Annotated in this window: 13 protein-coding genes; 12 read left to right on the forward strand and 1 reads right to left on the reverse strand. The window is 43.8% G+C overall.

Annotated features, from left to right (window positions below):
- Positions 1–12: 12 nt before the first annotated feature.
- Complete coding sequence (locus E4K68_RS21335; protein WP_282432952.1) at positions 13–168, reverse strand: LysM peptidoglycan-binding domain-containing protein; 156 nt, start codon at positions 166–168, stop codon at positions 13–15.
- Between the two features lie 176 nt (positions 169–344).
- On the opposite strand from E4K68_RS21335, the gene E4K68_RS02260 reads away from it, so the two are divergent.
- From E4K68_RS02260 to nuoB, 12 genes are all read left to right on the forward strand, one after another.
- The gene (locus tag E4K68_RS02260) at positions 345–1097 is read left to right on the forward strand and encodes an AAA family ATPase (RefSeq protein ID WP_135377239.1); all 753 of its coding nucleotides are present in this window, start codon (positions 345–347) and stop codon (positions 1095–1097) included.
- A 303-nt stretch (positions 1098–1400) separates the two neighbouring features.
- Positions 1401–1544: a hypothetical protein gene (locus E4K68_RS20245; protein ID WP_158291356.1), complete on the forward strand. Its 144-nt coding sequence runs from the start codon at positions 1401–1403 to the stop codon at positions 1542–1544.
- 137 nt (positions 1545–1681) lie between these two features.
- Entirely contained in the window at positions 1682–2275 is a 594-nt protein-coding gene (locus E4K68_RS02270) for a DUF502 domain-containing protein (protein ID WP_135377103.1), read from the forward strand.
- A 21-nt stretch (positions 2276–2296) separates the two neighbouring features.
- Complete coding sequence (locus E4K68_RS02275) at positions 2297–2581, forward strand: hypothetical protein (RefSeq protein WP_135377104.1); 285 nt, start codon at positions 2297–2299, stop codon at positions 2579–2581.
- A 647-nt stretch (positions 2582–3228) separates the two neighbouring features.
- Positions 3229–5148, forward strand: a complete 1920-nt coding sequence (locus E4K68_RS02280) for a PAS domain-containing sensor histidine kinase (RefSeq protein ID WP_135377105.1) — start codon at positions 3229–3231, stop codon at positions 5146–5148.
- Between the two features lie 21 nt (positions 5149–5169).
- Positions 5170–6612, forward strand: a complete 1443-nt coding sequence (locus tag E4K68_RS02285) for a sigma-54 dependent transcriptional regulator (protein WP_135377106.1) — start codon at positions 5170–5172, stop codon at positions 6610–6612.
- A 473-nt stretch (positions 6613–7085) separates the two neighbouring features.
- Positions 7086–9104 (forward strand): hydrogenase 4 subunit B, encoded by a 2019-nt coding sequence (gene hyfB, locus E4K68_RS02290; protein WP_135377107.1) that lies wholly within the window; start codon positions 7086–7088, stop codon positions 9102–9104.
- A 2-nt stretch (positions 9105–9106) separates the two neighbouring features.
- On the forward strand, positions 9107–10003 hold the full coding sequence (locus E4K68_RS02295) for an NADH-quinone oxidoreductase subunit H (protein ID WP_135377108.1): 897 nt from the start codon (positions 9107–9109) through the stop codon (positions 10001–10003).
- Between the two features lie 16 nt (positions 10004–10019).
- Entirely contained in the window at positions 10020–10634 is a 615-nt protein-coding gene (locus tag E4K68_RS02300; protein WP_135377109.1) for a hydrogenase, read from the forward strand.
- A gap of 5 nt (positions 10635–10639) precedes the next feature.
- A complete protein-coding gene (locus E4K68_RS02305; RefSeq protein ID WP_135377110.1) occupies positions 10640–12103 on the forward strand; it encodes a hydrogenase 4 subunit F in 1464 nt (487 codons plus the stop codon).
- A gap of 5 nt (positions 12104–12108) precedes the next feature.
- On the forward strand, positions 12109–13611 hold the full coding sequence (locus E4K68_RS02310; protein WP_135377111.1) for an NADH-quinone oxidoreductase subunit C: 1503 nt from the start codon (positions 12109–12111) through the stop codon (positions 13609–13611).
- A gap of 12 nt (positions 13612–13623) precedes the next feature.
- On the forward strand, positions 13624–14355 hold the full coding sequence (gene nuoB / locus E4K68_RS02315; protein ID WP_135377112.1) for an NADH-quinone oxidoreductase subunit NuoB: 732 nt from the start codon (positions 13624–13626) through the stop codon (positions 14353–14355).
- The last annotated feature ends 8 nt before the right edge of the window (positions 14356–14363 follow it).

The following is a 14363-nucleotide window of genomic DNA, read 5'->3' on the forward strand; positions in this document are numbered from 1 at the left end:
TAAAGGAATTTATTAATTTGCGGGGATTCTTATAACTTGACCCGCAAAGATTGTATTAGGATTAGTTATCTCTGGATTGATCTCCAAGATACTTTGAATTGAAACGTTAGGTCCGAGTCCATCCCAGTATTGAGGGATATAGTTTGTGGGAGAAATAGCATCGTGCAACTTAGGGTCTCTTCCTTTTAGACCAAAGAATGGAGTGGGAGTAAGGTCATGAATGATGAACTAAAGCCCTGTAAAACTTGTTCCAAAGAAGTGGCGAATTCCGCCACTCGCACGGCAACGACACCGTGTCGTGGATTGTTTAAGAAAAGCTTCTTTTTATGTGGAGATGATGTATGATGGATTTAAATGACTTCAGGCAGTACATCAGATATATTGAATTAGACAGAAGTAAGGTTCCATCATTTTCTCAATATCCTTTTAATTTACCAGCTGTAAAGAATTTAGATAAGTTATTATTGCATCCAAAAGTAACATTTGTTGTTGGTGAAAATGGTTCCGGAAAGTCAACAATTTTGGAATCAATAGCTGTTGCTTATGGTTTTAATGCTGAGGGGGGAACCAAAAACTTCGGTTTTTCATCCAGAGCAACTCATTCTGATTTAAATAACTATGTGAAGGTTGTTAAAGGTATAAAAAAACCTCGCACTGGATTTTTCTTGCGGGCCGAAAGTTTCTATAATTTTGCTTCAAATATTGATGATTTGGATTCGGAAATGTCTTTTGGACCGCCTTTAATCGACTCTTATGGAGGTCGTTCATTACATGAACAATCACATGGAGAATCATTCTTCGCGGTATTTCTTAATAGGTTTAGTGGAGAAGGTATATATATTCTGGATGAACCTGAGGCTGCATTATCCCCATCTCGACAAATGTCCATGCTCACTAGGATACACGAATTAGTTAGAAAGGGGTCTCAGTTTATTATTGCAACGCATTCCCCAGTAATAATGGCATATCCAGACGCTATGATATACCAAATAAAAGATGAAATTGAACAGGTAAGTTATGAAGAAACAGAACATTACCAAGTTATGCGCACTTTCTTAAATAATACTCAAAAGATGCTCAATCTCTTGTTGGAATGATATGCGAAAGAGCGGAGCTGTGGACAACGCTCGGCCAAAACCCGATGCAACCCTAGGTCGGGATGGCTAAAAAGTTCATATTAAACCCTAGTTCGTAGGGGAGAAAAGCTTTGGCTAAACGAGAATTGCTGGCGTTGCAAAAGGAAGGGAAGGTTATTGCTCATGAAATTCGGGTGGGAAAAGGGGCTAGTAAAATTTCTACATAAGTTCTTTTCCGTTACAACCTTAATATTTGCGGTTTCATCATTCTTTAATATCGAGAACTGGTTCCTTCGGATTTTTATGCAAGGAAGTCTTAGCTTAATGATGCTATTCATGGGTATACATACTAATTCCCAAGTAAAGAAAAAATTTAAAGGTGGATATTTGCTGATAGGAGCAGCTGTTTTTTCATTTTTTGTTATGATTAATACAATCGGTGTTGGTATTAAAATTGGTGCATTCTAGTAACTTTCGATTTTATGATTAAGGAGTTCTAGCGTTTTCTTGATATCTTCCATTCTTGCTATGAGCTGCTTACGCTGCTCGAAACGCTATATTTATAGTAAGACTATCATTATTTTAAGTTAGTAGGGTGAGCAGATTTGAAAAAGGTTATCGGAATTTTTCTGAAGGGTCTCTTTGTTTTAATGCCAGTAGCGATAACGTTTTACATCCTTTATAAAATGTTTCTAATGACTGATGGATTATTTAAAGGATTGCTGGAACGAGTCGGGTTATATTTTCCTGGGCTTGGAGTGATTGTTACAGTTGCAGTAATTTTTATAGTAGGATTACTTGCCTCAAACTGGTTTTCGAACAGGCTTTTGAATTATTTAGATAAGATCTTAATTAAAATACCACTCGCCGGTAATATCTACGGTATTATCAAAGATACGGTGAGTTCCTTTTCGTCGAATAAAAAGGGCTTTTCTCGCTTAGTTCTTGTCAATATATCAGATGATATTAAGCTTTTGGGATTTCTAACAAATGAGGAGGAAAGCATCTTTATTCCTAAGGGTTACGTGGCTGTCTACTTAATGCAGTCAATGCAATGGGCAGGGAATCTAATTTTGGTACCGGAAGAAAAGGTCCAGGAAGTTGAAGTTTCTTCAGAAGATGCTATTAAGTTTATCGCTTCGGCTGGGCTGCTCAACAAAAAAACTAACCGCGGCAAAACCGACGAAACAAGCCGATAATCGGAAAGGGGTGAACATAGCATGAGATCTCCAAGGTCGATCCAAGATTTTATTACAAGGATACTTATTTCTGATCTTAATATGTTAACTGTGGAATTAAACCGTGGAGTCGTTAGAATAGACGACAAGGATATCCGGCTGCCCGTCATTGAAATCACATTTGGCAATATTCGTGAATTTGACTATTTTAGTGTTCTTAACGTAAGACTAAAAGAATTTCTACAGGACCAACAATTCCTTTTAACCAATGGTGACGAGAATGATATTTTTGTATTTATATACCAGTACGAGATGGTTATAAAGTGAATCTTTCAAAAAAACAGAGTTAATCCCAACGTATCTCATGATATATGAACTCCCTTAACCTCCATTATCACCTAATTGAAGTTCAGAAGGGAAACTTTAATATTGAAATTGATGGAGACTTATTTCAATTGGCGCAACGCCGTTTTTAAGTCGATATCCATTGGAGTCATTCACAAATTAATAAATAAATGATTCACAGATAGTGCTTTTATATTATTTGTGAGGCTCACTGCAAAATGTCAGTGAGCCTTTTTAAGTTTGATTCTATTGAGCAAGCCAGTGCCCGTTTTAGGGGATAGGACAAAGGCTACATTTACACTCGATTAAACAATCCAAGCCTTACCGTAGTCGAGGATAAGATGGCTTCCTTGGTATATAAGCCCAAGTAGTCAGGAAAGTAACATAGGCATAGGTGACTTTAGGACAGAAGAAGCGGAAATGAACAAGATTGCCGATGCCCTTATACCCTTACTGTCTTGCTAGCGGTCCCCTCTCGCTATCCTATGAGAAGGTTAATACGTTGCGAAGACAGTGTCTGTGCGGTTAAAAATCCACCCAAGAGAGAGGTAATGTTGAAGGGTTTGAGGGTATAAACAGCGAAGTTCCATTTAGAGCTTTATAAAGCATTGCTCAAAGGAGTTATGTAAATGTCAAGACAATACAGAAGAAAAATCAATATAAGCCCTAGCGCTGCTCCATCTATAGATATATCTCGAAAAATGGAATCCTATAGTCAAAGCAAAGAATTGTTCAGGGTACTAGTCAATCAAGCTGGGGTTGGCATCTTTGTAACCGATTGCGAATACCGCTTGATAAACATAAATTCTTGGCTCTGCTCAATGTTTGGCTATGCTAAGGAGGAACTTATAGAGAAAAATTTCGTTGAGTTAATCGTTACGGAAAGCCTAAATAACGGGTATGAACTTTCCTCTAATATTCAGGAAGGTAAGACAATTGTTGAAGAATTATGGTGCCGACGCAAAGATAACTCTGTTTTCTTGTGTGAATTAACAATTAATATACTTGCCGGCGGCAGACTGCAAGGGATTGCCCGGGATGTTACCAAATACAGGCAGACTGAACTGGCTTTAAAGGAAAGTGTGGCCCGCTACCAGGCAGTGGTAGAAGATCAGATAGAACTTATCAGACGTTTTCGACCTGACGGTACGCTGACCTTTCTCAATAGTGCCTTTTGCAAATACTATGGTAAGGACATGGATGAATTGCTGGGACAAAATTTCATGAATTTATTCCCGGCGGAGGATCGGGAAACAGTAAAACGGCAAATATTTTCCCTTAACAAAGATAACCCTGTGGCTATAGCTGAGCGCCGCTTTATCAGACCCAATGGGGAAGTAGTTTGGCAGCAGTGGACAAATAGGGCTGTCTTTAACGAGAGCGGTCAAATTGTTGAGTATCAATCCGTTGGCAGGGATATTACAAAAAAAAAGCAAGTAGAGGAGCAGCTAAAAAGAAGTGAAGCCAGGTTCAGGGCGATTGTGGAGGATCAGGTTGAACTGATAAGGCGGTTTAATACTGATGGGACCTTTACTTATGTAAATGGTTCCTTTGCCAAATTTATTGGTCAACCTGTCGAAGAAATTATTGGGCAAAATTTTACTACGTTTATTCGTGCCGATGACCGGGAGGAAATAAGGAAAAAAGTTTACTCTTTGACCCCGGAAAACCCTGTTGTCGTTACGGAACCGAGATTTGTTGACAATCAAGGTCAAGTACATTGGACCCAGTGGGTGAACCGGGCTATCTTAAATGAGCATGGTGAAATTGTGGAATACCAGTCTGTGGGACGAGATATAACTGCACAAAAAGAAGCGGAATTAAAGATTGCCGAAGCCAGAGAAGCTACTGAAAGGGCTTCCAGGGTTGCCACCCTTGCCGTTATAGGCGGGGGAATTGCTCACGAGATTAACCAACCATTAAACGCTATTAAGGTTTTGGCTGAAACAATGCTATATCTATATAACTCCAGGAAAGAGGTACCTTCCCACGAAATTATAAAAAGTGTAACAAATATATCCCGACAGGTTGACCGCATCGATTCCATAGTAAACCACTTGCGTTCCTTCCTTAAATATAGCCAGAGTTTTGAGTATGTACCCTGTGATATAAATGAAGTGGTTGAAAATTCCTTGCCACTGGTAAAAAACCAGATCTTATCAAGGCGTATTAAAGTAACCAAAAGACTAGAGGCAGTTTTACCTGTCTGTGGCTGCTTTGTTCGTTTTGAGGAAGTTGTGTTAAACTTAATAATGAATGCCGTACAGGCCTTAGAACCCTGTAAACAGGAACAAAAAGAAATCGTTCTTAGTACCTGGGTAGAAGATCATAAAATCCATCTAACTGTTAGTGATAATGGGCCTGGGATTGACCAGGAGATTGCCCAAAAAATATTTGAACCGTTTTTTAGTACTAAGGATGCAAGTAACTCAATGGGCCTTGGGATGTCTATCGTTCATTCCATTGTTATGTCAAGTAACGGAACTATTTCAGTTGCTAATAACCCCAGTGGTGGAGCTATTATTCATATTACCTTTCCTAGTTGTTAATCATCATGGAGGCGAGAAGCTGTGAAGATTTTACTTGTAGATGATGAACGGGAGAGCAGGTCGTTTTTAGCCAACTACTTAGCTCTCCAGAGTCATACTATAATCGAGTGTGATTCCGGCGAAGAAGCTTTGGAGGTTTACAAAGAGAACCGCTTTCAGATGGTTTTATCAGACATAAAAATGTCGGGTATGTCAGGTATAGAACTGATTGAGGCAATTAAGTCCTTAGACATGGAACCAAAAGCAGACCTAGTACTTTATACAGGTTTTGTTGACGTATCGCTGGCTATTTCCGCTTTAAGAGCAGGAGCCTATGATTATTTGACCAAACCCATTAACTTTGAGGAATTAACGTCTATCCTAGAACGTGTTGAGGAACATCAGAATCTCCTCTATGAAAATAAAGAGCTTACAGAGCACTTTGATGAGAAGTTGAAAGAGGCCACCAGGGACGCTGAACATCAATTAACCCAACTAAAGCAACTGGTTGCTAAACAGGCCGGGATTGAAAATATTGGGGTTTTTTCTGATGATATGAAAAGCCTGGTCAAGCATGCCCAGCAATACCATACTGATCGAACGGTTCCTGTATTGATTCAAGGTGAAACGGGAGTGGGGAAAGAGGTCATTGCCAGAATCATCCATTATGGGAATCTAGAAACCCCGGGGCCCTTTGTGGATATAAACTGTGCTGCTATTTCCCCAACATTGTTTGAAAGTGAATTATTCGGCTACGAGGGCGGTTCTTTTACCGGAGGGGTGACCAAAGGGCAAAAAGGCAAATTTGACATTGCAGCCGGCGGCACCCTATTTCTGGATGAAATAGTCGAACTACCTTTGGAACTGCAAGCTAAACTTCTCCGAGTATTAGAAGAAAAAAGTTTCTATCGTGTTGGTGGCTTGAAAAAGATTAAAACGGATGTGCGGATTATTTGCACTGCAAACCTGGATTTAGAAAAGCAAATTGAGGATGGTATGTTCCGTAAAGATTTATACTATAGGCTCAAAGTAGGGCGGATCTTAATTCCTCCCCTGCGTGAAAGAGAAGACGACATTCTGCCGCTCACCCTAATGTTCTTAACAGACTTTTCAAAACGCAGGGGAAAACATTTTAGCAGGATAAGCGAACCAGCTGCAAAGTTTCTAATGTCCTATCAATGGCCGGGTAATGTGCGGGAACTTCGCAACGCCATGGAATGGGTTTCATTTATGTTTGATGATGAAGAGTTAAAATTAGAACATCTGAGTAATCTTACTCCAAAGGGTACAGGGGAGAGGAAGGAAACTAAATCTTTAACGCCTGACCCTATTAACCTTGATGAGCACATAGATGATCTAGTTGAGGAAGCCCTGAGACTATACAATGGCAACAAAACAAAAGCAGCCCATCATCTAGGAATTTCTGTGCGTGCTCTTTACTACCGCCTTGAAAGAATGCAGAAAACCGTTGTCAGAAAGAAGTAAATACCTAAATATCTAAATATCTTCCCCCAATCCATCATTGTAAGAGTTTACTTATGAATGATGGATTGGGGGATTTCTTTACGCAAAACCATGCAATATTTTCATACCCGTTACAATAACGTATACGTCATTTATAGATTGCACGGAAGATGATAAGTTTTTGATCTGGCCGCAAACTCCCATCGAATCCAGTAAATATGCGGGTTTAACCCTGTATTTGGCAGAACTATAAAAAGTTAATATTGTGGCATAGTTATTGCAAAATAATGTTGTAACATGTCAAACCACTCAACCATGAAGCAACTAATATTTTTCAGGGGAAGGAGTTGGCACGCTAGTGAAATAATTACCAAGTTGGTCCCAAAGTACCTATACGACCGGCATTCAGAATTCTGTAGTCCGAATTCTGACGACCTAATGAGTAACAAAAGTACTTTGATTCTTAAAAAATAAATTAGTAGGTGGTGAATTTCGTGATAGAAAATATCTATCTAGTTATGCTGCTGCTTTTTACCGCAGGTATTTTACTGCCCTGCCTAACGAACAGTAGCCCAAAAGTAACGAACATTTTGTCTCACGGTCTATCATTGTTAGGTTGTTTAGCCATTGTGGCCTGTTCAGTTGAAGTATTTATTTCCGGCGGCGTGACGTTCACCTATTCTATGGGCCTGCCGGTTGGCTCCTTAATCATCAGAATTGATAATCTATCTGCTTTTTTCCTGCTGGCCTTGGGAGTTGTAGGGACAGCGGCCAGTATTTATGCTCTCGGTTACAGCCAGGAGTATTACAAGCAGCGATTAGGACTGATGGCCGCACTTTATAACTGCTTTATCTTATCAATGGCTCTGGTCCTGACCGTTAGCCAGGTGGCCTACTTCCTCATCGCCTGGGAGCTAATGGCCGTAGTTTCTTTCTTCCTGGTAAACCATGAATATGAAAAGACAGAAAACACCCGGGCCGCCTATAAGTACATTTTGATGACTACCCTGGGAACTGTCTTTATTACAACGGCATTTTTAATCCTAAGTATGACAGTTCACAGTTTGGACTTCCAAATGTTCAAAGGTGCTTCCTTAACGAATACCATGCGCAATATTGTTTTTTTATGTGCCTTAATTGGTTTCGGTACCAAGGCAGGTGTGATCCCGCTGCACATATGGCTACCTGAAGCACATCCGGCGGCACCCAGCCATGTATCGGCCCTGATGTCCGGTATTATGATCAAAACGGCAATTTACGGCATGTGCCGGTTTTACCTGGAGTTCTTGGGTGTCGGACCTGCCTGGTGGGGTGAAGTGGTTCTTTTCCTGGCCATAATCTCCTCAGTCCTCGGTGTTTTATATGCCCTGATGCAGAACGACCTAAAGCGCCTGCTGGCTTATAGCTCGGTAGAAAACATCGGTATCATCTTACTTGGTATTGGCGCGGGTATGGTTTTCATGAGTAAAAATCAGCCTGTCCTAGCGGGACTTGCTTTTGCGGCAGGACTTTACCACGTTTTTAACCACGCGGTCTTTAAATCCCTGCTTTTCCTGGGTGCCGGCTCTATACTATATTCAACCCATACTAAAAACATAGAGGACTTGGGCGGTCTGATTAAGAAAATGCCTTACACCTCAGTATTCTTCCTGACCGGTGCCGCAGCAATTTCAGCGTTGCCGCCCCTTAACGGTTTCGTCAGTGAATGGCTGACCTACCAGTCACTTTTCTATCTGCCCCAGGCTGTAACAGGTATGCTTCCTCGTTTAGGAGCTGTGATTCTGATTGCTTTGCTGGGCTTAACGGGTGCCCTGGCAGCTAACTGTTTTGTCAAGGCCTTTGGAGTAACGTTCCTGGCCAAGCCCCGCAGTCAACACGCAGAACATGCTCAAGAGGTTCCCGGCACAATGCTCGCGGGCATGGGCCTTCTGTCCCTAATGTGCTTGGCCCTGGGTCTTTGGCCCCAATGGATGCTCAACCTTTTACAGAGTGTTTTATCCCAATCTGCCGGACTTGATGTCAGCAGTCTGTTCAACAATCATTGGTATGCCGTGGCTTTTAACATCCAACAGGCCAATGGCGTCATCGCTATGCCGGTGGTCGTGGGTATGCTGGTTGTTGGTCTAATCGTCGCTGTGCTGGCCTATAACTTCAATGGTAAACCGCAAAATGTTGAAGGTGAAACCTGGACCTGCGGGATTATCCCCAATGCCCGGATGGAATACACTGCTACTGGTTTTGCTCAACCGGTTCGCAGGGCCTATAAGGCTTTTCTTCGTTCGAAACAAAATGTTGTTGCTGATCAATCCCTTAATCCCTACCACGGGGTTAAGATGAAAGTGGCAGTGGAGGTCAGCTATCTAATCAACCGTTGGCTTTATCAACCGGCCAAAAAGTGGATCTTCGTATTAGCCAACTGTATCAAGCCCCTGCAATCCGGTAATTTACAACATTACATTGGTTATGTCCTTTTTGTGACGGTCGTTATTCTAATTCTGGGAGTGAGGTGGTAAGCATGGCAGTATTGTTCACGATTTTACAGGTTGTCGTGCTGGCAGTGCTGGCTCCTTTGGTAGCCGGTGTGATCAAAAACACCAAGGGCAAAATGCAAAGCAGAAGGGGACCTGGTTACTTTCAGGTTTACTTCGACCTAAGAAAATTCTTCAAAAAAGATAATGTAATTTCTCCAACAGTTTCCTGGATTTTCCACGGAGCACCCTATATCTACTTTGCCACCGCTCTGGGAGCGGCAGCCCTGGCACCGACCCTCATCTTTGACCGGGGTTTGAACTATGACAGCATCTTTATCCTAGTTTACATGCTGGGGCTGGGCAGGTTCTTTCTGGCCCTGGCCTCCCTGGATGCAGGCAGTACCTTTGGCGGGATGGGTGGTTCCCGGGAAATGTTTATCAATGTCCTGGTTGAGCCAGTAATGATGATGACCTTGTTCACTGTGGCCCTGCGGGCCAATGGCACAGGAATGTCTCAAATGGCGGTTGCCGCAGCCTCTTCCGGAATTTCCCTGTCTTCCATCCTGGCAGCCATCGCTTTTCTGATTCTTACTGTGGCTGAAACTGGACGTATCCCGGTAGACAACCCGGATACACACCTGGAGTTAACAATGGTCCACGAAGCTATGGTCTTAGAGTATTCCGGACGCTCTGTTGGTTTAATCTTTTGGGGTTCCGCTATTAAGCAGCTTGTCACAATCCTACTGATGGTCAACCTCTTTCTGCCTTGGAACCCTGTTGGTATTCTGACACCCGTTGTTTGGATGATCATTAAAGTGTTGGTAATTGCTGTGGTTCTGGCCGGTATCGAAACCAGCACCAACAAGATGCGTCTGTTTAGATTGCCAGGTTTGTTGATCGCAACCGGCTGCTTATCACTACTGGCGATCATCGCCATGTAGCAAGGAGGAAATAAAAATGACACTATTGACAGTCCTGCTTTTAGCCGGTGCGGTTATCTTAACCAGGGTATCCTCTCTGCGGACTGCTGTCGGTATCTTAGGGTTCCAATCGGTGATTGTGGCCCTGGCCTGTTTGATAATTGGCCTTAATACTGGTGAATTTCATATGTATATTGCTGCTGTTCTGACGGCGGTCATTAAAGTCGGTTTGATCGTTTATTCTCTTTGGAAGGTTACCTTACAATTAAAAAATGAAAGGGAAATTGCTAACTTCAATTTCTCCTTCCTCCTGGCAATTCTGGCGATTATCGCTTCTTACGGGTTTGTAAGTAAAGCATTGCCCCAGGTGCCCGGAGAAACATTGGGAGCAGCCATCGCCTTAACTGTTATCGGTCTCTTGATGATCATTGCCCGGTCCCAGGCCATTATGCAGGTTGTCGGTCTAATAACAATGGAGAACGGATTATACCTTTTAGGCTTATCCATCACCAAAGGGTTACCGCTGATCATCGAGATGGGTATCTTCTTTGATATCCTGGTTGCTGTGGTTGTGTTGGTCATTCTTACTCATAGACTGAAGTACTCCTTTGAGACCACAGACACCAGCATATTAAACGAGCTAAAGGGGTGATATCGATGTTCGAATTGATATTAGTGGCCTTAGTGCTGCCTATCATAATAGGGTTAATTACACTGCCGCAAAAGAATCTAACTTCCATCCGCTATACCAATCTGGTAGGGAGTGCCTTAACCAGTGGCATTATACTGGCGATTATCAATAAGATTACAGAAATTAAAGTGTTTAGCAGCGAGTTTCTGTATGTGGACTACCTGAGTGCTGTACTGCTTTTAGTTGTAGCTCTGCTTACCTTTACCGCCACATTATTTTCCCTGCCTTATATGGAGAAGGAAGTAAAAGAAGGACATGTTACGGAAGCGATGATTCCCCGCTACTATGCCCTGCTTAACCTGTTTACCTTTGCGATGGTAAGTGTTCTGGTTGTGGGAAACCTCGGCCTGATGTGGGTGGCTGTGGAAGGTACAACTCTGGCTTCTGCGCTGCTGGTGGCCTTCTACTTCAACCGTTCTGCCCTGGAAGCTGCCTGGAAATACGTCATGATTTGTACCGTTGGTATTTGTTTAGCCTTGCTGGGTACTATGATTCTCTATTACGCTCAGGTAAATGCGGTTGGCGAGGCCCACGCCTTGAATTGGCTCTACCTGAAGGAAATCAGTAACACCCTTAATCCTTCCATTATTAAATTAGCGTTTGTCTTCATTTTGATTGGTTACGGCACAAAGGCCGGCCTGGCCCCCATGCATACCTGGCTGCCGGACGCCCACAGTCAGGCCCCGTCTCCCGTCAGTGGACTTTTATCCGGCGCGCTTTTGAGTTGTGCTTTCTACGCTCTGATTCGCAACGTCATTATTATCCAAGGAACCATTGGTACAGAATTTATTCATACAGTGCTTCTCGGACTAGGTATCCTGTCAATCTTGCTTGCCATACCCTTTGTCCTGATACAGCATGATGTTAAACGATTGCTGGCCTATTCTTCCGTAGAGCACATGGGCATTATCGCCATCGGTTTCGGTGTTGGTACCCCCCTGGCTGTGTATGCGGCACTACTACACATCATTAACCATGCCATAGCCAAGTCATCTCTGTTTTATCTGGTCGGTATCATTAGCCAGGAGTATAAAACCAGACACATTAAAGAGATTCAAGGTATTGCCCGGGTTATGCCTGCCGTAGCCACTATGTTTGTCATTGGCGTTTTAGCCATCACAGGTACACCTCCGCTGAACATTTTTATTAGTAAGTTCACGCTGATCTTGGCCATGTTCGAGAGCAAAATGTGGCTCCTGGGTGGTTTAATTCTCCTGCTGCTGGTCGGCGTCTTTGCCGGTTTAATGAACTACTGCTTAAAGATGACCTTTAGCAACGTTCCTGAAAAAATGAAGCCTGCCAATGTTTCGCCTGTCGCTCTAACCGCCATTGGTCTTTCCATCTGCCTAATGATAGTCGGTGGAGTTTACCTGCCAACCTTTATAAATGAAATCTTAACCAAGGCAGCAGAAATTGTGATAGGAGGTTAGGAAGCATGAAAAATTACAAAACGATTCCGGCTGCCGAGTTAAGGGAGACTGCCTACGAGCTATATGGTGACGGACAAAATGGTCTTATGTCCATGTTCGCCAATGACGAACGGCAATTAAACGGTTATTATGCCATCTACTGCCTGTTTTCTGTAGGTAAAAGTATGCAGGTCATTAAAGCTGTCTTGAAAGAAAAAGCGAAATTGGAGTTCCCTTCGATTACACCTAAGATCTCAGGCGCGGCCTGGTATGAGCGTGAGATTTACGACATGTTTGGTCTAAAGCCTGTGGGTCACCCTGATTTAAGACCGCTGGCCCTGCATGAGAACTGGCCCCAGGGGATCTTCCCGCTGCGCAAAGACTTTAACAGCAAAACACCTGTACCCACTGCTAAGAAAGAATTCCCTATGGCTGGGGTGGAAGGGGAAGGAGTGTTTACGGTCCCTGTAGGTCCAATCCACGCCGGAATTATTGAACCCGGTCACTTCCGCTTTAGCCAGGCAGGGGAGGACATTATCCGCTTGGATGCCAAGTTGTTTTTCCTGCACCGCGGCATTGAAAAAGCCATTGAAGGGGCGCCGATTGAAAGAGCTTTTTACCAGGTAGAACGGATCTCGGGTATCTGCACAGTTGCCCACTCTTTGTCCTATTGCCACGCTATCGAAAACATTGCGGTCGTAACCGTTCCGCCCAGAGCGCAGTATTTAAGAGCGCTTGTGGGTGAAATGGAGCGCCTTTATAACCATGTCGGCGATATTGGCAACCTCTGTGCCGGTATGGGATTTGCTGTAGGAATTATGGCAGGTGCCCGTCTGAAAGAAGATATCATGAGGGTTAACGAAGCACTTACCGGCCACCGTTTCCTGCGGGGCATGGTTGTCCCTGGTGGTGTGCGCCTTGACATTAATGATCAGTTGAGTGCTGAGATTACGGAAATGCTGGACAAACTGATGCCTGACTTCAAGGAGATGATCGAACTCTTTATAGGAAACGATGCCTTCCTGAACCGTGTTGAAACTACCGGCATTGTGCCCCGGCAGGCAGCCCTGGATTTGGGAGTCGTTGGGGTTGGCGCCAGGGCCTCCGGTGTTGATGTAGATATCCGGCGGGATTTCCCCTATGGATGTTATTCCTCACTAAAATTCGACGTTCCGGTCTACACAAGCGGTGATGTAGCAGCCCGCCTGTGGGTCCGTGTCGATGAAGTGGCACAGACTGTGAACCTGATCCGCCAGATATTAGCCAAAATGCCTCAAGGTCCCCTCAAGACAGCTATCCCCGCTATTAAACCTTACAGCAGCGGGTTTGGCTGGTGCGAATCACCCCAGGGCAATAACATTCACTGGCTGATGGTTGGGGAAAACAATACGGTTTACCGCCTATATGCCCGGGCGGCCGCTTATCCTAACTGGCCGGCCCTAACCGTAGCAGCGCCCGGTAACATCATCCCCGACTTCCCGCTCATAAATAAGAGCTATGAGTTATCATACGCCTGTGTTGACAGATAGGAGGGTACGGCAATGTTAAAGGTTTGGAAAAAAGTTATCGCCACCGGTAATGTAACAGAACCCTGGGAAAAGTCAGTACCCCCGGAACGTTCGAGGGGTGAAGTGGTTGTTCAAAATGTACCCTGCAAGGGTTGCACTTTATGCGTTAATGTTTGTCCGACCAATGCTATAAAATTGATCGAGGGTTCTCCCGTGATTAACCAAAAGGCTTGTGTCTTTTGTGGACTCTGCGTAGATTCTTGCCAGGATGGCTGTTTAAAACAAACCTCTAATTACAAATTGGCAACCTTAGGTGGTTCACTGGCTGACAATACCGGTTCAGAACTGAAAAATAAAATCCGCCGGGTCCTTGGTCGATCTCTTCATATCAGGCATTTAGACATCGGTTCTTGCAATGGTTGTGATTTTGAAATGAACCACGTCTGCAACCCCGTTTACGATATCCAACAATATGGTATTGACTTCGTAGCCTCTCCACGCCATGCTGATTTGTTGATGGTAACCGGGCCTGTCACCCGTAATTCTACCCAGGCTCTTATGATGACCTATGAGGCAACACCCACACCTAAACTGGTCATGGCCCTGGGGGCATGTGCCTGCAGCGGCGACCAGATTTTCGGTGAGAGCTATGCCATTAGAGGAGCCGTTGATTCCTTCGTTCCCGTTGATATCTACGTGCCTGGCTGTCCTCCACGGCCACAAGCTATTATTCACGGTTTAATGCTGGCTCTGGACCGGATGTAGCTAGATCC

It is taken from the genome of Desulfosporosinus sp. Sb-LF (assembly GCF_004766055.1).
GTDB lineage: Bacteria > Bacillota > Desulfitobacteriia > Desulfitobacteriales > Desulfitobacteriaceae > Desulfosporosinus.

Excerpts from the sequence above, each read along its gene's own strand:
- E4K68_RS02280 (WP_135377105.1), top strand. The coding sequence starts at position 3,229 with ATGTCAAGACAATACAGAAGAAAAATCAATATAAGCCCTAGCGCTGCT.
- E4K68_RS02295 (WP_135377108.1), top strand. The coding sequence starts at position 9,107 with ATGGCAGTATTGTTCACGATTTTACAGGTTGTCGTGCTGGCAGTGCTG.
- nuoB (WP_135377112.1), top strand. The coding sequence starts at position 13,624 with ATGTTAAAGGTTTGGAAAAAAGTTATCGCCACCGGTAATGTAACAGAA.
- E4K68_RS02275 (WP_135377104.1), top strand. The coding sequence starts at position 2,297 with ATGAGATCTCCAAGGTCGATCCAAGATTTTATTACAAGGATACTTATT.
- E4K68_RS02260 (WP_135377239.1), top strand. The coding sequence starts at position 345 with ATGGATTTAAATGACTTCAGGCAGTACATCAGATATATTGAATTAGAC.
- E4K68_RS20245 (WP_158291356.1), top strand. The coding sequence starts at position 1,401 with ATGATGCTATTCATGGGTATACATACTAATTCCCAAGTAAAGAAAAAA.
- E4K68_RS02305 (WP_135377110.1), top strand. The coding sequence starts at position 10,640 with ATGTTCGAATTGATATTAGTGGCCTTAGTGCTGCCTATCATAATAGGG.
- E4K68_RS02310 (WP_135377111.1), top strand. The coding sequence starts at position 12,109 with ATGAAAAATTACAAAACGATTCCGGCTGCCGAGTTAAGGGAGACTGCC.
- E4K68_RS02300 (WP_135377109.1), top strand. The coding sequence starts at position 10,020 with ATGACACTATTGACAGTCCTGCTTTTAGCCGGTGCGGTTATCTTAACC.